The following is a 21683-nucleotide window of genomic DNA, read 5'->3' as shown; positions in this document are numbered from 1 at the left end:
ATGCAATAGCCTTAATACGAGGCGTGCATTTCGACACGCCCGTCCACTACCGTGAGGTTCTACATGAATGCCATCGACCTTCTCAAAGCCGACCACGAGCGCGTGAAGACCCTGCTGACCCAATTGAGTGAATCCACCGAGCGCGGGGTTAAAAAGCGTACCGAGTTGCTGGCCAAGCTCGAGATGGAAATCACCCTGCACACCCAGCTCGAAGAGGAAATCCTCTACCCCGCTTTCCGCAAAGCCGGCGGCAAGGAGCAGGACATCATGTACCACGAAGCCAAGGAAGAGCACCGCACCGTCGACACACTGGTGCTGCCCGACCTGAAGCAGACCGACCCATCGTCCACCGAGTTTTCCGGGCGGGTCAAAGTGGTCAAGGAGTTGCTTGAGCACCACATCGAAGAGGAAGAAACCGAAATGTTCCCCCAGGCCAAGAAACTGCTGGGCAAGGCGGTGCTAGACGAACTGGGCGCCGAAATGGAAGCGATGAAAGCGGCCTATAAAAAGGCGCACGCCAGCAAACCGTTGGCTGCCTGAGGGCCTGGCCCAAGTGCTCAGCCATGGCGGCAGAAGCAATCACAGGCGCCCGATCCGATAGCGTCTGCGTGCTGTGGCTTTTCTACCGCTATCACAACAATGCCCCGTATCTTGCGATACGGGGCATTGTTAAACACACTACCTGTTGGCATGCAGCCAACCCTGCACCTCAGTCTTTACGCGCTGAGGCCATCTCGCGCTTGGGCCCGAACAGCGCCCACACAATCAAGCCCAGCAACGGCACGAAGATCAGGATCACCAGCCACAGCCCCTTGGTCTCCCAGCCACCAGTGCTGCGTAATACGACGTTGATTGCCCACAACTCCGCCAGCAGCAGAACCACCGCCAATACGATCCAGATATAGTCTACTTGCATGAATCACCTCCTGAGGTCTATGCATTAGGTCAAGTATCTGGCCTGAGGGTTCCATCCAATTTAAACCTGAGTGCCCCAGCGCCTGACGGATTACACCTTGATATCGATTTGCAAGTCGCCCGCCGTGTCATCCGCCACGGACAGGCTGGCCAAAGGATCGGGATGCCCTTCGGCTTTACGACCTACACTTTTTTCGATACCCGGCTTTTGATAAACCCCGATGCCAATGCCACCGGTCAAATCGGCAATACCGAGCACGCCTTCGGAGGTGTTCATGTGTGAGCGGCCGACCCAGACGACCGACTTGCCCCCCAGTTCATTTTTCAGCACTTGCTTGGCACCGTAATAGTTCACTTCGTCAAGACGTTGCCTGGACAATGCCATACGCTCGGGGGAAGCTCTGGGGAGTGTTGACAGGCCGTCGAAATAACCTGGGGCGTCTGCGTGCCGGGTCAAATAGCGGTGCTCCAGGGGCATGATAGCGATGTCGTATTTCTCAGCGGCCGCCAGCACCTCTTCGTAAAGCCTGGCCCTTTCTGGATTGCCGTTCCTGAGCGCTCCGTCATAGTTAAGCCCATACTCGTCCAGTGAGATACTTTCCATGAAGATAGCTTCGACTTGCCCTTCCTTGAACGTCGGCATGGCGTCACGTATCACTATCAGGGAGGCGATTTCATCGTGATTTTCGCCAAAGACCAATACGTCGGTTTGCTCTAAGGCCTTGGCGACCAATTCATTAGGTGTCTCACCGGCGATCTCGGGAATTGTGGGGCGTTGTATACCACCGCCTTGGACGAAATCTTGAAGGTGACCGTTTTTTTCGAGTGTGAATTTCTGCCGGGTGAACTTGATCCTATCCGGTGTGAAATGGTCGGGAATCAGTGCTCCATTGGTTTGCTTGCTGGTTGCATATTCATCCATCGGCAAAGGGACCCTGGCGGCGGGTTTCGCCGGGCGGGCGCTTCTGCTCAGTGGGTTGTGCCGCACGCCCTCCACCCTGCTGGCAACACGCAGGATGGGCGACTGCGGAATCAATGTATTGCTTGAGGAAAACGTCTTGGGCGGGCCATAAGGTTTCTGCGTCAGCGCATCGTAGGCATACCATTGCCCATTGTGCTGCACAGCAGAGCCCTGCACCGCTTGCTCATCGATCTTGAAGGTGCCAAGTGCCGCAGCGTCGTAGCGGTTGCTCGCCGCACGCAGTGCGTCGCGCCCCGCCGTGCCCTTGAGGGTTCGCAGGCCGTTGCTGGCGGCAGTGCCGGCCTCGTAAAGCACTTTTCCCGCACCCATGAGCACGTCACCCACGCCTTCGAGTGGGTTGAGCTCCTTGAGCAACGGCGGCACCATGATCTTGGTCACCTTGAGCGCCTTGCCCAGCGCCGACCCGGTACTGCTCAAGGCTCTTCCAGCCTTGGCCGCGGCGCCGACTCCTGCGGTGATAAAACCGAAGATATCAAAGGCCACATCGTTGATCCCTTCGCTGTAGTTGCCGTCCCTGAAATTGACAATGGCCGAACGAAACGGAATCAGGTCCAGGAAGGCATTCCTCAAGGTGTGAGTCTGTTCGGCGCGCTGCTCGGAAGACGTGGTGCCTGCCGCGGCTTTGCGGATGGCGGGGTTGTCGAGATCCAGCGCCTTGACGATCGAGTCAGCGATATGGTGGGCACGCGGGTTGACGAACATGTATGGCGCAGACGCTGTAGACGGTTGTTCTTCATCGAGGCGGTCGCGTTTGTAGCTGTCGGTATTCACCCAAGTCAGCGCCGGATTGAACGGCAGGTAGCTGGCGAACGTACGCAGCCCTTCCACGGTTTTACTTTTATCTATGTCGGGGAAGAACTCCTCGACCTTGCTGACTTCGTCCGCCACGTATTCCGGGTCGCGTGGCACAGGCCTGTTGCCGATATTCCTGATAACGCCTTTTTCCGTATCAAATTCATACTTGGAAAGCGTGCTGCCGTTTTGCGCCGTGACCAGTATTTTTGGGCTGGTGTGGAATAACGTCGGTCCGACAAAAGGGAGCGTACTGATCCTGTAGCTTTTCTCCTGGTAATACTTGAGTTGCCCGGTACTGAGGTTCTTCTTGTCTTCAGGCGACAGGTTGGTCAATGCATTGATGACCGACAGCTTCTTGATTTGTTTATGATTGTCCGTAGCCACTGAGAAGGCTTTATCGAAGGTTTCCTGAATATTGAACGCCGGGCTTTTGGTAAAGGCGACAAACGCCTTGAGGTCAACTCCCTCAGTGCCTTTCTTGATACTCCAGCGGCTGTCCATCTGCACCTGTTCCATGACGATATCCAGCATGGAATAAGGCTTGCCGGGCTTGGGAGGAAAGGTATCGGATAGCCTGGAAAACACCTTGTCCTCGAAAGATACGGTGTCGCCAAAGGTCTGCTTGAGCAAGTCCATGGCCATCTGCCGACGATCGGGCATCACCGTGTCCTGCAAGGCCGAGCCCTCTTGGAGGGTCGCTTGCTGATGCATAAACGCCGCATGAACCCTATCGATATCGGCCTGGGTATAAAGCGCGTCGTCCTTGGCATCGAGCAGGTTATTGGCCACTCCCCAGTCCACCAGCGCTGCCCTTTGTGCCGCCTCGGGGGCGGCGCCCAAGCCAGCCGCGTTGACCATCACTTCGGCAAAGTTGTTCCCCGTGCCTGCGGCGGCCACCGCGATGCACAGATTCGCCCAGGCCTGGCTGCCGTAAAGCACCGTGTCGGGAATATCCTTGACCAGGAACTGCGGCGCTGCCCGCATCAACAGCGCATGCGCCGCCGTCTGGGCCAGTGCCGGTGAAACCCGTTCGGTATCGATCAAATGCTGGCGCAGGCCTTCGACAACCACCGAGGGCGGCTGGAACGCATATTGAGGCGCCGCCAGGTCGAAACCGGCCACCCGATTGCGCCCAGGCGTGGTGATCGACTCCGGATCCAGCGCCAGCTGGATCGCAGCCAGGGTGTAGTCATTGACGCTGGTGTCCGTGGCGATGCCATTCAACTTGGCTTGTGCGGCCCGGCCCAGCACCTGCCCCTCGCTGGAAGTGACCAAGGTTTCGAGCACCTTGACCGGGTCTTCCAGTGCCGCGCCCGACAGTTGCACATGCCGGTTCAAATAGTCCAGCAAACCCTGTGCCGCGGGCTCTTGAGCTGAATCCGAAGCTTGGCTTGCCTGTTCAATCGCGGTTGCCCGAAGCACCTGCTGCTCGCTGGCACTCAAGGGTATCGGCCAGGACAAGGCGCCGCCGAAGTTGCCGAACGGGTGCTGCAGGGCACGCCCCGCCACGGTGCGTGCCAGCGCCAGCAACTCGCTTTGGGTCGTGGGCAAAGGCAGCCCGTTTTCAACCATGAAGGCTTCCAGGGTCACCGCCTTTCCAGGCTCCAGGATGTAGGGCACATGCTGGGCCGAGCCCGGGGCCACATTCATCGGCGCGCTTTTCAACACCGCCGCCACCTCCCGCGGTGTAGCCGTTTCCGGCAGGCGCTGGGCAGCCAGGGCAAGTTGTTGTGCCAGGTATTGCCAGTTTTTCTGGTTCTCCACGTGTTGGCCCAGCGCCTGGCGCGCATCCAGGCTATCCAGGCGCTCCAGCAGGCGTTCATTGCGAGCCCACAGCGCATCGCTGCCGTCGAAATGGGGCGCCAGGTCAGCTCCTTGCTCCAGCCCCTCCAGCAGTTGCTGTACACCTGCGGCAATCACGTCGTTGTGCAGTGGCGCCAGGGCCTGGCTCAGTTGGTTTTCCCAGCCCGGCTTGAGGCTGTGCTGAGTCGCCAGGGGCAGGCTGTGCTTGAACTGCTGCGCGGCGTCTGGGTCGTCGGCGATACGCCGGCGAACCCTCTGCAAGGCCTGCGCCGGCGTATTGAATACCTCGAAGCCATCACGCGGGGTATACAACACCGTAAGGCCTTGTTGATCCCCAGGCTGCAAGGTCCGGTCGGCGTCGGGGCTGTCATACCGACGCGTCTGTGACGACCCATCGGCGCGAGTGATCAGGAAGCTGCCCGCCATCAGCGTGCCGTCAGGCATGGGCGTATCGAGCTTGAGCGGGTAGACTCCAGGCCGTTCGCCATCCGGTATGGCGCGTTCACGCTCGGCCAGGGTGGGATGTTCGAACGCGGTATCGATCAGCGCCTTGGCGGCCAATGACAACGTGCCGTCCTCTACAAGCAGCGCGGCCAGGGTCGAAAGCATTTGCCGATGAATGGCCAACAGCTGGTTTTGCGCGGGCTCAGGGTTGACCTCCCCCGGGCGCGCTTCAGTCCAGAACCGCGAAGGGCTCAACGGCGACGGTTCTTCAGAGGCTTGGCCTGGTTGCTCCGCCGGCGAGTCGGTGCGGGTTGGCTGCCTGTCCATCAGGCCCTGGATTTGCTGGTTGAGGGCCTGGTACTCGTTGAGCAGCAGGCGTTGGTTGGTGATCTGCAGCCCGCTTAGCAGGCCTGAACGATTGGCGCGTACGGGCGCAATCCCCTCCACCTCCGCAAGGGTCGATGCGTGCAACGACAGAGGGCTGAGGGGGGGTGAAATAAACTCCAGGCGCGGACGATGGCTGGCGATAGCAGTGGACATTCGAGTGTTCTCAGATGAGTGAGGCCATTCGTCCCTGATGACAATCGGTGTAGTGATCTTCCTTAACGTGCCTCGCCTGGGTGAGATCTTTGCACTGCCAGGTTCCAGTAAATCCTGTGAGCAAAGATGAACAGATCGATACCCGTCGCTGGAAACGCGACTTCGGATCCGCCTGAACAGCCGTGGGTCCCATTACCGCTGCAAGAAGCCCCGGGGGTCGAACACCTGAAGGTGACGAACGCCTGGGGCGGCGGCTCGGCTATATGGTGGTGGTAAGTCACGTTGCGTACGGTCAAGCCACGAGGGTCGATGACCGTCAGCGACAGGGTGTTGTGATGCAAGGAAGTCATGCACTCAGACCCGGCGAACCTTGCCCAGCATACGCCGCAACACCCGGGTATCGCCTCGCAGCGCGTGGAGGATCACCGCACCGATGTGACCGACAATCAACACCAGCATCGCCCACCCCAGTTCGCTATGGAAATCCCGGCCCAGGTCGATCATCCACTGCACTTTCTCACCCTCGAACCCCTGCATGATGGTCAGGCCAAATGCCGAGAATTCCCGCCCGGAACCGTACTGGCGCAGCAGCCCGATAGTCGGGATCAGGAACATCAACGCATACAGTGCGCCATGCCCGAATGACGCCAGGCGGTTGACGCTCGGCGGACGGTTGTGGCGCTGCAGCAGGTTCCAGCCGGCCCGTAGTATCAGCAGCACCAGCAATAGCAGGCCCGCGGGCTTGTGGTAGGGCCATAGCAGTTTGTCCAGCGCAGAATCGGACGCCAGGTAATGGGCCACTGCCGTGCAATAGCTCCAGGTGAACACCAGAGCCATCAGCCAATGCAGTGTTCGGCTGACAGCATCGTAGTGATCATCAGGGGAACGGGGTGTCTCGAAAGTATCCTTCATCGCGGCCTCTTTTTTTTTGATATCTAAGGTGAACATCGCACTCCTGCCGGTAAAAAAACACCATTCCCATAGGCAGTAGGAAAAATCAGGTAATTCCTACAAGCTCATTAAATACCACCAGGGCGATGCCGTCAGCCGCGTCGCACAGCGCCTCAAGGCACCGGTAACCACGCGCTGAAACCCGCCTGGCGGGTCAATGGGCACCAGGCAACGTCCCCTGTCGGAGCGGGCAACAGCTGGCGCTCGACACCAGGTAACGGCACGCCCTTCCAATCGAAAACCCTTGTACCTTGCCAGGCCAGCACTATGCCCAGGGCCTGGCTTTGATCGGTATTGACCCAACACGCCGCCGAGGCTGCCATAAAGGCTTCGATAGGCTCGTCGTCGATCTGCGCCCGGTAAGTCGAGCCCAGCAGCCAGCGGCACACGCTCAGGTGGTAGGTCCAATCCAGCGCCGGCTGATTGCGGTAGGCCCAGGTCATGAAACTGCGAAACAGGTTCAGCCCCTCCGGCGGGTCGAGCTTGAGCAGTGCCGGGCAGATATCAAACAACGTGTGCCAATGGGGCAACAGGCGTGCATCCAGGTGCACGAAACAGCGGGAGTTACTCGGGTAATCGGGCAGCGTCGGCTCCGCGCGCAGGCGGCGAGATGCCTTGCTGACCAGGCGGTTGGCGCCTGCAGGCAATTGATGATTCATGGGTCGCACTCACAGTCGTGACGATAGAACGCCCCCTGGTCACAGGGGGCCCAAGGCACACGTCAGAAGTCTGGGGAAGCGCGGGGGTTGGCCGAGGGCCAGGAGTAACGCGGTGGCGCCTTATTGCGCCGCTCATGGGCAGGACGCGGGGTTTGCGCCTGGCCCAACAGCCACGCCAGGCCAATCAGGAAGACAATGGCGACGGTAACGGCGCTGCACACCGGGCAGGCAAAGTAGTTCGAGATGTTGCTGGAATTCGGGTTAGCCAACCCTTTATCGGAAACCGGCGACTGGCCGCCGTCGGCTGAACAGAACAGGCCACCGATGCCATTGAGTTGCTGGCCCATCATCTGACCATGCCCTAAACCGCAGGCGAACAGGTTCATCAGCACGCAAAAGTACAGGGCCCAGGCGATCAGCGAACGGTCACAATGGCGCAATTTCATGGCGGCGACTCTACCACCGAAGCCGCAAAAGGATGAAGTGCGGCGCGCCCCTGTGGCAGAACGTCGCAGATTACGTGGGCCAGCCAGGGTTGCTAGACTGTGGGCCCTCCTCGTTTCTACGTTTCAAAGCCTGGCTTTCAAAGCCTGATGTGTAGATCCAGAGCAATGCAGGCGTTTCACAGGATGCACAGTTAATGAGTACGTTATTCACCCGCCGCAAAGTGCTGACCGGCATGGGCCTGTTGGGCCTGGGCAGCCTGCTGGGCGGCTGTGACTACAGCCCCAAGCTGAATTTCAAATACGGCAAGGACCTCAGTGACAAGATCATGGGCCGCACCTTCAAGCTCAAGAACACCGACGGCGAAACCGTCACCCTGAGTTCGTACCGTGGGCTGATGCCGGTGGTGTTCTTCGGCTTCACCCAGTGCCCGGCGGTCTGCCCGACGACCCTGGCCCGCGCCGCCCAGGCCAAGAAGCTGATGGGCCGCGACGGTGAGATCATGCAGGTGGTGTTCATCACCCTGGACCCCGAGCGCGACACTCCCGAAATCCTCGACAAATACGTCAAGGCCTTCGACCCCAGCTTCGAAGCGCTCTACGGCACCCCGGAAGAAATCGCCGTGGCCGCCAAGGAATTCGGGATCTTTTATGAAAAGATCCCTGCCGGCGACACCTACACCCTGTCCCACACCGCCACCAGTTTCGTGTTCGACACCCGTGGCAACCTGCGCCTTGGCTTGCAGGCATCCCTTACCGCTCAAGAGTGTGCAGAAGACCTGCTCACCGTCATGGAGGTCTGCTAATGACTGCCGTTCAACACCTCAAACGCTTGACCCTGGGCCTCACCCTGCTGGGCATCGCCGCCCACGCCAGCGCCCAGGTACTGGTCACCGACGCCTGGGTGCGCGCCTCAGTAGCAGGCCAGCCGTCCAGCGGCGCGTTCATGACCGTCACCGCCGACAGCGACAGCCGACTGCTCAGCGTGGCCTCGCCGGTGGCCAAGGACGTGCAGATCCATGAAATGAGCATGAAGGACGACGTGATGCGCATGGGCCCGGTGGACTCGGTGGCCCTGCCTGCTGGCAAAGCCGTCAAGCTCGACCCGAACGGTTACCACGTGATGCTGATGGGCCTGACCGGCCAGATCAAGGAAGGCGACCAGGTGCCGCTGACCCTTACGGTGCAGGATGCCAAGGGTGAAAAGCAGACGGTTGAAGTAAAGGCTGCCGCCCGTGGCCTGGATGGCATGGACCACAGCAAGATGGACCATAGCAAGATGCATTGATTGGGCTGTGGCAGAGGGCCCTTTGTAGGAGCGAGCTTGCTCGCGAAAAACGTCAACGATAACGCGTGCTTCCTGAATGAGCGCGGCGCCTGTGAGTTTTTCGCGAGCAAGCTCGCTCCTACAAAAGCCTTAACTGACTGGCATTAGGACAAGCCCCACATTTTGACCGAATACAACCAATCCAAAGATACTTGTTATCCTGCCGCTCCAACCCACATGGACGCGCGCCTATGCAGATCGCCCCCGCCTTCATCCTGCACCAGACCGAGCACTGGCTGCTCAATCACCACCAGGCGTCAAAGCTGCCGGGCTACCTGATGCTGGGCGCCCAGGCACCGATCGATTCGCTCGCCGATATGCCTGACGCCGCGCTGGCCGAACTGGGCGGCTTGCTCGCCAACATCCAGCGCGTGATGCAAGCCCAACTCCAGCCAAAATGGTTGTACATCAGCCGTTACGGTCATATGCCAGGCTTGCCGCTGCACTTTCACTTCATCCCCGTCTATGACTGGGTAGAGCAAGCCTTCTGGCAGGATGAACGCTATCGCACACTGCAGCGTTTTGGCGCCCAGGAACTCCAGGAAACACTGACCGATGGGGCCGAACTGACCCTGTTTGTATGGCGTGAGTTTGGCGAAAGCACTACACCCCCGCAGATTCAAGGGCCGGGGGTTGAGCAGGTGATTGAGCAACTGCGTGCGGCATTCAAGCCTCAGGCATGACACGCAGCCGCTTCACCATCGGAATACACGCCAGCGCCAGCCCCGACGGCGAGTGATACACCGCCTGCTCATCGCCCACATAACCACACGCCCGATAGAAACTCACCGCATTCAAGGTGGAATCGAGCATCACCTCTTCAATGGCCCTCAGTCGCGCAACGTCCTCCAAATGGTCAAGCATCGCCTTGCCATATCCACGTCCGGTGAACCCAGGCCGCACGAATAACGCCCCCACTTCATTGTTATCAAGATCGAGCATGCCGGTGGCGACGGCCACGCCATTCACCCACCCCAGGTAAAACAATTTGTCCATCAGCGTGTCATAGCCATCGGCGGCTTTGCCCCGCGTCCAAAGCGCCAGCTGCTCGGCACTGTAGGCGCCGATGCACTGGCCAAGGATGGCGTCGCGGCGGATGTCAAACGCGCAGTTGGCGTCCTCGGGTGTCGCGCGGATTATCTCCAGCATTGCAATGTCCTTGTGTGACCTCAATTTGCCATTAGCCCATTTGTGCTAATCGACCCTTCCCACCTGCGGCGCTATATTCCCCGGCACTTCCAACGCTCCTCCGGCACCGCGCATCCATTGCGCGCGGGTTCGTTGTGCGCTGGAAAAACCATAACAACCCCAAGGAAGAAGCACCATGAAACTCCACTCCCCCGTTACTCGCCTTGCCCTGCTGGGCGCCCTGATCATCGGCGTAGCCGGTTGCAGCAATATCAAGCCCACCGAAGACCATCTCAAGACGCTCTCGGAGACCAACCTGGGCGAGCCGGTAAAACGTATCTCCAATGTGCGCAGCGACTCCATGACCACCTACTATGTGGCCAACACCGCATCCGGCGAATACAACTGCTCCGTACCCAGCGGCGCCAGCGGCGGTGCGTTCGCAATCGCCAGCTTTGGCCTGATGAAACCTGCCGCCTACTGCCAGCCCAAAGGCGCACGTGGCAACGGGCTGACGCCATTCATGCAGTAATGTTTTCCCGTCTGAGGTCGCGCAACCTGCCGCGCAGTTCCGCTGGGCGCACCGGCTTGGAGAGTATTGCGATCTGACGGTCGTGCAACGCGGCCTGGATTTTCTCCACGTCATGACCGGTGAGGATCAACGCCGGCACCGCCCAGCCACGTTGCTGGCGTAGCTGATCGATGCATTCGATACCGGTGGCGTGGTTGCCCAGGTCATAGTCGGCGACGATGATGTCGCAGTCGCTCACCAGGCCCTGCCCACTGGACTCGGCCTGCACCTCGCAACCCCAGCGCTCCAGCAGGGCCTGGGTGGCGAGCAGTACGTTGTGGTCATCTTCCACCAGGCACACTTTCAAACCCGTGAGCAGGCCGGCCTGGCGCGCATCGGCGCGCAATGTCGGTTGAACCGGCGCAGTGGCGAGTGCCAGGCCATGCAGGCTTACTGAGGTGCCACGGCCCACCCGCGAACGCAGGCTCACGCGCAGCCCCATCAATTGCCCCAGGCGCTTGACGATGGACAGCCCCAGGCCAACGCCTTCGACGTCCTTGTCACGCAGTTGGCGCACGCGATAGAACTCCTCGAAGACCTGTGACAGATGCTCCCTGGCAATCCCCCGCCCCTGGTCATGCACCTCCACCACCAGACCGTCATCGCGAATACGCACGCCGACCAGCACTGGCCGTTGTGCAGCGTATTTGAAGCAATTGGAGAGCAGGTTCTGCACCATGGTCGCCAACATACCCGGGTCCACCAGTACCCAGTGGGTGCAAGGCCGCAAGCGTAGCTCCACGCCGGCCCAGCGTGCGGCTTCGGCGTTCTGGCGCATCAGGTCGGCGAGGAAGTCGCCCAGGTGGATCACCTGGTATTTGGGCAGCAGCCGGCCATTGTCGAGGGTATAGAGATCAAGAATCGAACGGAACAGTTGCGACACGTTGAGCAGCGAACGGTCGATGTTATCCACCAGCCGCCGCTCGTCATCCCCCAGCCGGGCTTCGCGCAGGCAGGCGGTGAACAGGCCGATGGAGTGGATCGGCTGGCGCAGGTCATGGCTGGCCTGAGCGAGAAAACGGGATTTTTCCAGGTTGGCGGCGATGGCTTCTTCGGAAGCCTTGCGCGTACGCTCCAGCAGGATATGGGCGTACACCGGGATCACCGTGCTGGTGATCATCAGCATCAGCACCATGAACGGCTGCGCCTGCCACAACGGCGTGAGCTGGTACACCACCAACAGCGCCAGCAACGCCAGCCCCGTGGCAATCGCCAGGTAGCGCGAGCCGTAGCGCATGCCGTTGCCCAGGTTCACCCACACCATCACCGCATACAGCGGCAACGCCGCTTCACCGCCCACCACCAGGCCGAACGAAGTGCCGGTGTAGTCGTGAAGCATGCCGAAGATGCGCCGCGCCGGGTAATGCCCGGGCCAACGTGCGATGACCTGGCGCAACACGATGGACGCCAGCAGGAACATGAAGATATACAGGATCACCGGCAGGTAGGTGTCCAGCGAGTGCCCGGGTAGGAAACCCAGTAGGCTGATATACACAATGGCGATGGTGGCCACCACAATGCGCAGGTTAGCCTGGTCGAGTTCAGAGTTGGTCTCGAGACCCATAGTCATATCCTTGACATATCCACTGTAGGAGCGAGCTTGCTCGCGAAAAACGCTACCGATAACGCGTGTTGTCTGATATTACGCGGTGCCTGTGCGTCCTTCGCGAGCAAGCTCGCTCCTACAGTATTGAGAGGGGTAAAGTAACATGCCTCAGCACACCCTTGCCCCAGGAAGGAGCACACCATGACCGGCCGGATCATCATCGCCGACGACCACCCGATGTTTCGCGAAGGCATGGCGCGTACCGTGCAACGCCTGTTGCCCGATGCCCAGGTGAAAGAGGCCGGCGACCTGGCCACGGTAAATGCGCTGCTGCGCGAGGCTGGCGAAGTCGACACCCTGATCCTCGACCTGCGCTTCCCCGGCCTGACCTGCATCAGCCAACTGGCCGAACTGCGCCAGCAACTGCGACGTACCACCCTGATCGTGGTGTCGATGGTCGACGACGCCGCGCTGATCGAACAGGTCATGGCCCTGGGCATGGACGGCTTTATCGGCAAGAACATCACCCCCGACGAGATCGGCCAGGCGCTGCTGGCGATCCGCGACGGCGAAGTGCTGGTCAAGTTCGCGCCTTCGGGCCTGCTGCCGCTGGGCACTCACACCCTCACCACCCGCCAGCGGGAAGTGCTGCGCCTGATTGCCCAGGGCAAGACCAACAAGGAAATTGCCAAGGCCCTGGATATCTCGCCGTTTACCGTGCGTATCCATGTGTCATCGCTGCTGCGCACGCTGGACGTGCCGTCACGGGCGGCAGCAGCGGTGAAGTATTCCGGAGAGTTGTAGGTCCACCGCCCCTCCCACATTAGACCGAGGTGCAGCAGTCGGCCCTTCACGGCTCTGCATCCGATATTTATGCTCAATTCCCAGCTTAATAATATTTTATTAATCCCCCCCCGCCGCCTAACTTGACGTCATGCCCAAGCTGAATCCAACTGCATTACGCAAGGACAGACACATGACTCAAGCAATAACAAAAATAGACACGCTGGTAGTGGGAGCGGGTCAAGCTGGCGTAGCCATGAGCGAGCACCTGAGCAAGCAAGGCGTGCCGCACCTGGTGCTGGAGCGCAGCCGTATCGCCGAGCGCTGGCGCACCGGGCGCTGGGACTCGTTGGTCGCCAATGGCCCGGCCTGGCATGACCGCTTCCCCGGCCTGGAATTCATTGATGTGCCCGCCGATGGTTTCGCGCCCAAAGAACGCGTGGCGGATTACTTTGAAACCTATGCACGCAAGTTCAATGCACCGATCCGCACCGGGGTGGACGTCACCTCAGTGGTACGCAACGTCGGCCGTCCCGGTTTTAGTGTGCACACCAGCGAAGGTGTGATCGAAGCCAACCGCGTGGTGGCTGCCACCGGGCCGTTCCAGAAGCCGGTGATTCCGGCCATTGCGCCCAAAGACACCGCGCTGCACCAGATCCATTCCGCCGACTATCGCAACCCCGGGCAACTGCCGGCGGGCGCTGTATTGGTGGTGGGCGCCGGCTCTTCCGGGGTGCAGATCGCCGATGAATTGCAGCGCGCCGGGCGCCGGGTGTACCTGTCGGTCGGCGCCCATGACCGCCCGCCCCGCGCCTATCGCAACCGCGATTTCTGCTGGTGGCTGGGGGTGCTGGGTGAATGGGACCAGGTGGCGATGAAGCCCGGCCGCGAGCATGTGACCATCGCGGTCAGCGGCGCCCACGGCGGCAAGACCATCGACTTCCGTGAACTGGCCCAGCAAGGCATGACCCTGGTCGGCCTGACCCAAGCCTTTGACGGCAACGTGGCCACCTTCCAGCCCAACCTGGTGGAAAACCTGGCCCGCGGCGACGAAAACTACTTGGCCCTGCTGGATGCGGCTGACGCCTATATCGAGCGCAACGGCCTCGACCTGCCGCTGGAGCCCGAAGCGCGTCGCGTGTTTCCCGATGCCGAATGCATCAGCAACCCGATCCTGCAACTGGACCTGGCCCAGGCCGGCATCACCTCGATCATCTGGGCTACCGGGTTTGCCACGGATTACAGCTGGTTGAAAGTCGACGCCTTCGACGCCGCCGGCAAGCCCCAGCACCAGCGCGGGGTCTCCAGTGAAGCGGGCATCTACTTCCTCGGCTTGCCGTGGCAATCGCGGCGTGGTTCGTCATTCATCTGGGGTGTGTGGCACGACGCCAAATACGTGGCCGACCACATCGCCATCCAGCGTCAGTACCTTGAGTACCGCGAACCCGCACCGGTTGTTCACCACACCCCTGTCAGCGCCTGAGCACTTTTTCCTGGAGTTTTTTTGATGCCTACCCACACTCGCATCCGCATGTTCAACACCAAAGAAACCTACCCCAACCAGAGCCTGGACAACGACCTGTGCCAGGCGGTGCGCGCCGGCAACACCGTGTATGTACGCGGCCAGGTGGGTACCGATTTCGACGGCAACCTGGTGGGCCTTGGCGATGCCCGCGCCCAGGCCGAACAGGCGATGAAGAACGTCAAGCAACTGCTCGAAGAAGCCGGCAGCGACCTCAGCCATATCGTCAAGACCACCACCTACCTGATCGACCCGCGCTACCGCGAACCGGTGTACCAAGAAGTCGGCAAGTGGCTCAAAGGCGTGTTCCCGATCTCCACCGGGCTGGTGGTCTCGGCCCTCGGCCAGCCACAGTGGCTGATGGAAATCGATGTGATCGCGGTTATTCCAGAGTAAGGAGGCTAGCCATGACCTTTTCCATCGTCGGCCGTTGTGCGGAAACCGGCCAGCTGGGCATCGCCATCAGCTCATCGAGCATTGCCGTGGGCGCCCGCTGCCCGTGGCTGCGGCCCGGTGTGGGCGCGGTGTCGACCCAGAACATCACCCTGCCCGCCCTCGGCCCGGACGTGCTCGACCTGCTGGAACAGGGCCTGGCTCCGGCCGAGGCCCTCGACCAAGCCCTAACGCGCAACGGCTACAGCCAATACCGGCAAGTGACGGCGATTGACCACCTGGGCCGCAGCGTGCATTTCAGCGGCAGCCAGACCCTGGGTACCCATCATGCGGTATCGGGCGAGCAATGCGTGGCGGCGGGCAATATGCTCGCCGACCGCGAAGTCATCACGGCGATGGTCACCGCCTTCGAACAGGGTGAAGGGCAACTGGCAGACCGGCTGCTGGCGGCCATGCATGCCGCCATCGCCGCCGGTGGCGAAGCCGGTCCGGTGCACTCTGCCGCGCTGGTGGTGGTGGGCGAGCTGACCTGGCCGATCATCAATCTGCGTGTGGACTGGGCCGATGAAGCCCCCCTTGTCGAACTTCAATCACTCTGGGACGCCTACCGCCCGCAAGTGCAGGACTATATCGACCGCGCCCTCGCCCCCGACCGCTCCCCCGGCTACGGCGTGGCCGGAGACGACCGATGAGCCGCAGCCGCGAATTGCTGCGCACGCTGGTGGGGTTCGATACCACCAGCCGCGAAACCAACCTGCAGTTGATCGAGTTTGTGCGCGATTACCTCGCCGGATTTGGTGTAGCCAGTGAACTCGTCTATAACGCGCAGCGCAGCAAGGCCAACCTGTTTGCCAGCATCGGCCCGGTAGAACTGCCAGGCATCGTGCTGTCGGGGCACACCGATGTGGTGCCGGTGGATGGGCAACCCTGGACACTGCCGCCGTTCGAGTTGACCGAGCGTGACGGCAAGCTGTTCGGGCGCGGCACTGCCGACATGAAGGGGTATATCGCCTGTGTGCTGGCGCTGGTGCCGGAGTTGGTCAAGACGCCGTTGCGCCTGCCGGTGCATATCGCCCTGTCCTATGACGAGGAAGTCGGCTGCCTCGGTGTGCGCTCGCTACTCGCGGTCTTGGAGCTGCGCCCGGTAAAACCCATGCTGTGCATTATTGGCGAGCCGACCGAACTCAAACCGGTGCTGGGCCACAAGGGCAAATTGGCTATGCGCTGCGATGTGCAGGGCCACGCATGCCATTCGGCGTATGCGCCCTCGGGGGTGAATGCGATTGAACACGCCGCCGAATTGATCAGCGAGCTGGGCCGTATTGGCCAGCGTTTGCGCTCGCGCCAGGACCCGAGGTTCGATCCGCCGTTCAGCACGGTACAGACCGGCATGATCAGCGGCGGCAAGGCATTGAACATCGTGCCCGCCGATTGCCGCTTCGATTTCGAAGTGCGCGCCCTGCCTGCCATGGACCCAGGTGAAGTGGCTGAAGAGTTGCAAGCGTACGCGATGCAGCAGGTGCTGCCGAAGATGCAGGCCGTGAGTAAGCAGAGTTCGATTCGGTTTACCAAGTTGTCGGCCTACCCGGGATTGGTCACGGATGAACGCAGCCAGGCAGCGGAGTTGATCGCCGCGTTCTCAGGCTCGCGGGACTTTGGCACCGTGGCGTTTGGCACCGAAGGTGGGTTGTTTGATGCGGTGGGTATTCCGACCGTGGTGTGCGGGCCAGGGAGCATGGACCAGGGGCATAAGCCGGATGAGTTTGTGAGTGTGGAACAGCTCGACGGCTGCGATGCCATGCTGCGAAGGATGCTGGACTCGATTCAGATTTGAAGAAAATACAGATCCAATGTGGGAGGGGGCTTGCTCCCGATGAGGGAGTGGCAGTGAAAGCAGCTGTGACTGACACACCGCCATCGGGAGCAAGCCCCCTCCCACACTGGGTCCTGCGTTCAGCCGAGTAACCGTGCGAGCTCTTCACGGCAGTAATCCACAAACAACTGCACCGGCTTGGTCAGCGGGGCCCGCCTCAGCCACACCGCCGACAACCCCGACCCCGTCACCGTTTCCGCCAACGGAATACACACCACCTTCTGCCCATCATAGGTGTACTCACTGAACGGCTTGGTCACCAGGATCGAGAACCCGAAGCCGCGCCCCACCATGCCGCGCACCATCTCGATGGACGGCGAGCTGAACACGATATTGGGCGTCAGCCCGCGCTCTTCAAAGATGCTCACGAAATAGGTCCGGCTGGGCAGCACATCGAGCAAGATCATCGGCTCCAGCACCAGGTCGGCCAGGGACACCTTGGCCTGTTGTGCAAAACGGTGATCGGCCGGCAGCAACGCATAAGGCTGTTGCGGCGGCATCAGTGACGTGGTCTCGATGGTGCCGCCCAGGTCGTGTTCGAACAGCATCGCCACATCGATACTGCCTGCCGTCAGCGCCTGCACCAGCTCCTGCTGCTCGCCGTCGCGAATACGGATCTCAACCCCCGGCCAGCGCGCCTTGAAACCGGCGATCAAACGCGGCAGGTACAGCGGCGCCACGGTTTCAAAGCAGCCAATATCGATCTGCCCCGCCACTACATCATTGTCCGCCAGGGCGTTCTGCTCGAACTCATGGGCCACCCGCAACAGCTCCAGGGCCTTGCGATAAAAACGCGCGCCACTGGGGGTGAGCGAAACGCCCTGGGCGTGATGGCGGATAAACAGCTGCACGCCAAAACTCTCCTCCAGGTGCTTGATCGCCGTGGACACCGACGGCTGGGCGATATACAGCTTGCGCGACGCCTCGGCGACGCTGCCGCATTCGGCAGTTGTCACAAAATATCTGAGCTGGCGCAGGTTATAGGCAGCCATCGGCACCTCCATAAACGTGGGATTTCGCCCCAAACAAGTGCGAAAAAATCGCGCTTTTTTTCATCGATTCGAGCCCATGCAACATACCGGAGCAAAAATCTGCGCGAGATACTTTTTTTAAGGTCTATAGCAACAAACTTACTAATTTACCTCCCCGCGCCCATTGCAGATGATCACTCCAACAACAAAGCGCCGCCCCGTGCAGCGCATAGCGAAGTACGTCAACGTACTCACCTTGCCTTGGAGCTCGTCATGGTTACCACTGCAACATCCAGCGCCCCGCTTATCGAAAAACACACGATTGGATACGTGCCCCCGGAAGATCGCCATGGAAAGGTAAGAGACCTGTTCACCCTATGGTTCGGCGGCAACATTGCGCCGTTGCCGATCGTCACCGGCGCACTGGGTGTGCAACTGTTCCACCTCAACCTGGTGTGGGGCATTGTCGCCATCCTCGTCGGCCACCTGGTTGGCGGTGTGTTAATGGCGTTGCACTCGGCCCAGGGCCCGCAGATGGGCATCCCGCAGATGATCCAAAGCCGCGCCCAGTTCGGCTCCCTCGGTGCGCTGCTGGTGGTGGTGATTGCCGGGGTGATGTACATCGGTTTCTTCGCGTCCAACATCGTGCTCGCCGGTAAATCCCTGCACGGCGTGGTCGACGCGGTGCCCGTGCCGGTTGGCATTGTGATCGGCGCCATCGGCTCCGGCATCATCGGCATCATCGGCTATCGCTTTATCCACGTGCTCAACCGTATTGGCACCTGGGTGCTGGGCGCCGGCATCGTGCTGGGCTTCGGCTACATCTTCACCCACGTGCAGACCACCGACTTCCTGACCCGCGGCAGCTTCAACATCTCCGGTTGGCTGGCGACTGTTTCCCTGGCTGCGCTGTGGCAGATCGCCTTTGCGCCGTACGTCTCGGACTACTCCCGCTACCTGCCGGCCGACGTACCCGTCGCCGCGACCTTCTGGACCACCTACCTGGGCTCGGCCCTGGGTTCGAGCCTGGCCTTCATCTTCGGTGCCGTCGCCGTGCTCGCCACCCCGGTAGGCATGGACACCATGGACGCCGTCAAACTCGCCACCGGGGCCATCGGCCCGTTGATGCTGGTGCTGTTTTTGCTCAGCGTGATCAGCCACAACGCCCTCAACCTGTACGGCGCGGTACTGTCGATCATCACCCTGGTGCAGACCTTCGCCTACCGCTGGATCCCCACGGCCAAAAGCCGCTCCGTGATCTCCATCATCGTGCTGGCCGCCTGTTCGATTGCGGCAGTGTTCGCCTCCAAGGACTTTATCGGCCACTTCGTCGACATGGTGCTGGTGCTGCTGGTGGTGCTGGTGCCGTGGACGGCGATCAACCTGATCGACTTCTATGCGATCCACAAAGGCAAGTACGACATCGCCTCGATCTTTCGCGTGGATGGCGGCATCTACGGCAAGTACAACCCCCAGGCGTTGCTGGCGTATGCGGTGGGGATTGCGGTGCAGATTCCGTTTATGAACACACCGCTGTACGTGGGGCCGATTTCCGAGCACATCAACGGTGCGGATCTGTCCTGGGTGGTGGGGTTGGTGGTGACGTCGCCGTTGTACTTCTGGTTGGCGAGTCGCGACAGTGCGTATAAGCGCCGCATGGATGGGGGCAAGTTGGTGGGTGGGGTCTGATTAACGGCAGCTGTGCGTGGGAGACCTTCGGGTCTGCCGGGGGTGATTCTTCCTGGTCTGCGAACCCGAGCACAGTCGCCCCCCAGTCTGTTTCGCAGCAGCAAGGCTGTGACGAAACCCGCCTCGGCGGGTTTTCTGGTTTTTGAAGAACTCAAACCTACCGCCAGGATATGTCGAACTCGGTCAACTGTGGGAGGGGGCTTGCCCCCGATACGTAACCACGATGCGAAGCGAGCCGCTCTTGATCTGGATCTGCATGGGTCAGTTGAACCTCACTTCTTCCCCTCGAAGCAAATAGCCTTCCGGTGCCATACACCCAATGTTTCTCTATGATGTGGCCTTTCGCTCAACGCCCCAGGAAACACCCATGCCCACCCTCACCTTGCGCAACGCCCTCCCCGCTGACGCCCACCGCTGCTTTGAAATCGAAACCAGCGCCTACGAAGGCGACGAAGCCGCCACCCTGGAAAAGATCGCCACGCGCATCGCGCAGTATCCCCAGGGTTTTCTGATCCTGGAAGCAGACGACGATGTGGTCGGGTTTATCAACTCAGGCTGCGCCCACGAGGTGGTAATGTCGGACGAAGCCTTCAAGGAGTTGGTCGGTCATTCACCCGAGGCACAGAATGTGGTGATCATGTCGGTAGTGGTCGACCCGGCGCATCAGGGCAAAGGCTATGCAACAACCCTGATGACTGAGTTCGTGCAACGCATGCGTACGCTGGGCAAGCAGACCATTCACCTGATGTGCAAGGAGCAGCATGTGCCGTTGTACACCCGCATGGGCTACACCTATGTGCGCCCGTCGCCGTCGGATCACGGTGGGATGGCGTGGCATGAGATGGTGATGGTGCTGTAGCGCCCTTCATGGAAATCATCGTATTTATGTTGCCAAGAGTAAAACCCGGTTGGGTAAAAGCCTAACCCAGGCTTTAAAGGCTGGGCGGGCTACAAACCCTGCCAGAGCCGAATCACAGCCTGAATGTGGGCGCCAGCTTGCTCGCTCCCACGTCTGAATTGGGCATCAACCAACGCGTCACCAACTGCCAGAAGCCCCACCACCGCCACTGGAACCACCGCCACCAGACGAACTGCTGCTGGAGCTGGAGCTGCTGGAACTCGAACCGGACCCGCCGCCCGAGCCAGATCCAGACCCCTCGCCAACCTTGCCAAAGATAATCAGCGCGACAAACGATGCGATGGGAAACGCCAGCAGCCAGCCATCGCGTCCGCCATCAATCACCAGCCCGGCGACCACGTACACGGCCAACGCCGCCAGCAGTCGCACGAAAAACCCTGCGCGGCTGCTCCTCCAGGTGTGCCTCATGATCAGCAGCAGCACCAGGTACAAGCCCAGCACTACCCCTACGCACAGCGGCCATAGCAGCCAATGGATAAAACTGACGTCCACATAGTGATCCGCAACCACCAACCCGACGCTATAGACCAGCAGCCCGATCACGCCGTAGAACAGCGGGCGTACCTGCCACAAGGCACCGAAGGTGGCGCCGCCAATCAACAGGGTCAGCGGCATGACAAACAGGAACATCGGCCATTGTTGACCGCCACCGAGCAGTGCCAGCAACAACGTGGCCGCCACCGCAAGGATCAAGCCTTTGCGCCAACGCAGCTTGCCGGCGGCGAGCAGCACGCCACCCAGGCCACCCAGGACAAACGCCGCCAGTATCGCGATAAATTGGGGGTTGACCCCGGGCCCGGCCACCTTGGGCAGGTCGCCGCCGTCCACCAACACGATCAGCGCATCCACACCTTGTTGGACACCACCAGCAAAGTCCCCCTGGCGAAACGCCGGGGTGATGCGCTCTTCTATGATGCGGTGGGCCAGCAGGTCGGTGACCGTGCCTTCCAGGCCGTAGCCCACTTCGATGCGCACCTTGCGGTCGCCCTTGGCCACTACCAGCAGGATGCCGTCGTCGACGTCCTTGCGCCCCAGCTTCCACGCGCGGAACAGTTGGTTGGCATAGTCCTCGATGCCGTCGCTGCCGGTGGTCGGCACCAGCAATACCGCGACTTGCGCACCTTTGCGCTGTTCAAGCTCGGCGAGTTGGTTTTTCAAGCGCTGGGTGGTGGTGGCGTCGAGGGTATTGGTCAGATCAATCACCCGTTGGTCCAGGGCCACCCCGATAGGCGACGGGTCAGCCTGGGCCAGGCTCATCACGCCGACAAGCAACAGGGCCAATAGACTCAACACCGATTGCCGCAGAATCATCACCATGCTTTGTTACCTGAAGTATCTTCCTGAAGGCGCCGACTTTACCTTATCGACGTATAACACGTGACCCCAGGCCTGCGACTATCTAAACTGCCGCCACGCCCACATAGCTATT

Annotated in this window: 21 protein-coding genes; 12 read left to right on the top strand and 9 right to left on the bottom strand. The window is 60.7% G+C overall.

Annotated features, from left to right (window positions below; all coding sequences use genetic code 11):
• The first annotated feature begins 63 nt into the window (after window positions 1-63).
• The gene (locus QZR30_RS25265; protein ID WP_056846237.1) at window positions 64-540 is read left to right on the top strand and encodes a hemerythrin domain-containing protein; all 477 of its coding nucleotides are present in this window, start codon (window positions 64-66) and stop codon (window positions 538-540) included.
• Window positions 541-709: 169 nt separating this feature from the next.
• On the opposite strand, the gene QZR30_RS25260 is transcribed toward QZR30_RS25265, so the two are convergent.
• The 5 genes from QZR30_RS25260 to QZR30_RS25240 all read right to left on the bottom strand — a co-directional run bounded on the left by QZR30_RS25260 (window position 710) and on the right by QZR30_RS25240 (window position 7535).
• The gene (locus QZR30_RS25260; RefSeq protein WP_046068526.1) at window positions 710-916 is read right to left on the bottom strand and encodes a hypothetical protein; all 207 of its coding nucleotides are present in this window, start codon (window positions 914-916) and stop codon (window positions 710-712) included.
• A gap of 90 nt (window positions 917-1006) precedes the next feature.
• On the bottom strand, window positions 1007-5479 hold the full coding sequence (locus tag QZR30_RS25255; RefSeq protein WP_311904478.1) for a hypothetical protein: 4473 nt from the start codon (window positions 5477-5479) through the stop codon (window positions 1007-1009).
• Window positions 5480-5833: 354 nt separating this feature from the next.
• The gene (locus QZR30_RS25250) at window positions 5834-6391 is read right to left on the bottom strand and encodes a cytochrome b (protein WP_056846240.1); all 558 of its coding nucleotides are present in this window, start codon (window positions 6389-6391) and stop codon (window positions 5834-5836) included.
• Between the two features lie 152 nt (window positions 6392-6543).
• Window positions 6544-7089, bottom strand: a complete 546-nt coding sequence (locus tag QZR30_RS25245; protein WP_046068528.1) for a putative natural product biosynthesis protein — start codon at window positions 7087-7089, stop codon at window positions 6544-6546.
• A 62-nt stretch (window positions 7090-7151) separates the two neighbouring features.
• Entirely contained in the window at window positions 7152-7535 is a 384-nt protein-coding gene (locus QZR30_RS25240; protein ID WP_046068529.1) for a DUF2946 domain-containing protein, read from the bottom strand.
• Window positions 7536-7729: 194 nt separating this feature from the next.
• Between QZR30_RS25240 and QZR30_RS25235 the strand changes: the two genes are divergently transcribed.
• The 3 genes from QZR30_RS25235 (at window position 7730) to QZR30_RS25225 (ending at window position 9542) form a co-directional block, all read left to right on the top strand.
• Window positions 7730-8338 (top strand): SCO family protein, encoded by a 609-nt coding sequence (locus QZR30_RS25235; protein ID WP_043050409.1) that lies wholly within the window; start codon window positions 7730-7732, stop codon window positions 8336-8338.
• Entirely contained in the window at window positions 8338-8820 is a 483-nt protein-coding gene (locus QZR30_RS25230) for a copper chaperone PCu(A)C (protein ID WP_046068530.1), read from the top strand. Before QZR30_RS25235 ends, QZR30_RS25230 begins: the two co-directional genes overlap by 1 nt.
• Before the next feature lie 230 nt (window positions 8821-9050).
• Window positions 9051-9542, top strand: a complete 492-nt coding sequence (locus tag QZR30_RS25225; protein WP_046068531.1) for an HIT family protein — start codon at window positions 9051-9053, stop codon at window positions 9540-9542.
• Here the strand turns inward: QZR30_RS25225 and QZR30_RS25220 are convergent.
• The gene (locus tag QZR30_RS25220) at window positions 9526-10008 is read right to left on the bottom strand and encodes a GNAT family N-acetyltransferase (RefSeq protein ID WP_311904475.1); all 483 of its coding nucleotides are present in this window, start codon (window positions 10006-10008) and stop codon (window positions 9526-9528) included. The genes QZR30_RS25225 and QZR30_RS25220 overlap by 17 nt on opposite strands.
• Before the next feature lie 175 nt (window positions 10009-10183).
• Between QZR30_RS25220 and QZR30_RS25215 the strand changes: the two genes are divergently transcribed.
• Window positions 10184-10519, top strand: a complete 336-nt coding sequence (locus tag QZR30_RS25215; RefSeq protein WP_046068533.1) for a hypothetical protein — start codon at window positions 10184-10186, stop codon at window positions 10517-10519.
• Here the strand turns inward: QZR30_RS25215 and QZR30_RS25210 are convergent.
• Window positions 10509-12122 carry an ATP-binding response regulator gene (locus tag QZR30_RS25210; RefSeq protein ID WP_046068534.1) on the bottom strand — a complete coding sequence of 538 codons (1614 nt, stop codon included), beginning with the start codon at window positions 12120-12122 and terminating at the stop codon, window positions 10509-10511. The genes QZR30_RS25215 and QZR30_RS25210 overlap by 11 nt on opposite strands.
• Window positions 12123-12305: 183 nt before the next feature.
• Here QZR30_RS25210 and QZR30_RS25205 point away from each other — a divergent pair, with 183 nt between their 5' ends.
• The 5 genes from QZR30_RS25205 to argE all read left to right on the top strand — a co-directional run bounded on the left by QZR30_RS25205 (window position 12306) and on the right by argE (window position 16636).
• On the top strand, window positions 12306-12908 hold the full coding sequence (locus QZR30_RS25205; protein WP_046068535.1) for a LuxR C-terminal-related transcriptional regulator: 603 nt from the start codon (window positions 12306-12308) through the stop codon (window positions 12906-12908).
• Window positions 12909-13038: 130 nt separating this feature from the next.
• The gene (locus QZR30_RS25200) at window positions 13039-14370 is read left to right on the top strand and encodes a flavin-containing monooxygenase (RefSeq protein WP_411741014.1); all 1332 of its coding nucleotides are present in this window, start codon (window positions 13039-13041) and stop codon (window positions 14368-14370) included.
• A gap of 24 nt (window positions 14371-14394) precedes the next feature.
• On the top strand, window positions 14395-14805 hold the full coding sequence (locus QZR30_RS25195; RefSeq protein ID WP_046068537.1) for a RidA family protein: 411 nt from the start codon (window positions 14395-14397) through the stop codon (window positions 14803-14805).
• Window positions 14806-14816: 11 nt separating this feature from the next.
• Entirely contained in the window at window positions 14817-15494 is a 678-nt protein-coding gene (locus QZR30_RS25190; RefSeq protein ID WP_046068538.1) for a DUF1028 domain-containing protein, read from the top strand.
• On the top strand, window positions 15491-16636 hold the full coding sequence (argE, locus tag QZR30_RS25185; protein ID WP_311904474.1) for an acetylornithine deacetylase: 1146 nt from the start codon (window positions 15491-15493) through the stop codon (window positions 16634-16636). The genes QZR30_RS25190 and argE overlap by 4 nt, the downstream gene beginning before the upstream one ends.
• Window positions 16637-16755: 119 nt before the next feature.
• Here the strand turns inward: argE and QZR30_RS25180 are convergent, their stop codons facing one another.
• A complete protein-coding gene (locus tag QZR30_RS25180) occupies window positions 16756-17667 on the bottom strand; it encodes a LysR substrate-binding domain-containing protein (protein ID WP_056846247.1) in 912 nt (303 codons plus the stop codon).
• A gap of 252 nt (window positions 17668-17919) precedes the next feature.
• On the opposite strand from QZR30_RS25180, the gene QZR30_RS25175 reads away from it, so the two are divergent.
• On the top strand, window positions 17920-19335 hold the full coding sequence (locus QZR30_RS25175) for a purine-cytosine permease family protein (RefSeq protein WP_311904473.1): 1416 nt from the start codon (window positions 17920-17922) through the stop codon (window positions 19333-19335).
• Between the two features lie 367 nt (window positions 19336-19702).
• Window positions 19703-20194 (top strand): GNAT family N-acetyltransferase, encoded by a 492-nt coding sequence (locus tag QZR30_RS25170; protein WP_046068542.1) that lies wholly within the window; start codon window positions 19703-19705, stop codon window positions 20192-20194.
• Window positions 20195-20371: 177 nt separating this feature from the next.
• Here QZR30_RS25170 and QZR30_RS25165 read toward each other — a convergent pair whose 3' ends face one another.
• Window positions 20372-21571, bottom strand: a complete 1200-nt coding sequence (locus QZR30_RS25165; protein ID WP_068967369.1) for a TPM domain-containing protein — start codon at window positions 21569-21571, stop codon at window positions 20372-20374.
• Window positions 21572-21683: the final 112 nt, after the last annotated feature.

The organism is Pseudomonas sp. rhizo25 (assembly GCF_031931935.1).
GTDB classification, from domain to species: domain Bacteria; phylum Pseudomonadota; class Gammaproteobacteria; order Pseudomonadales; family Pseudomonadaceae; genus Aquipseudomonas; species Aquipseudomonas synxantha.
Note: the sequence above shows the minus strand (reverse complement) of the source record. Positions and strands in the feature narration are given on the sequence as shown.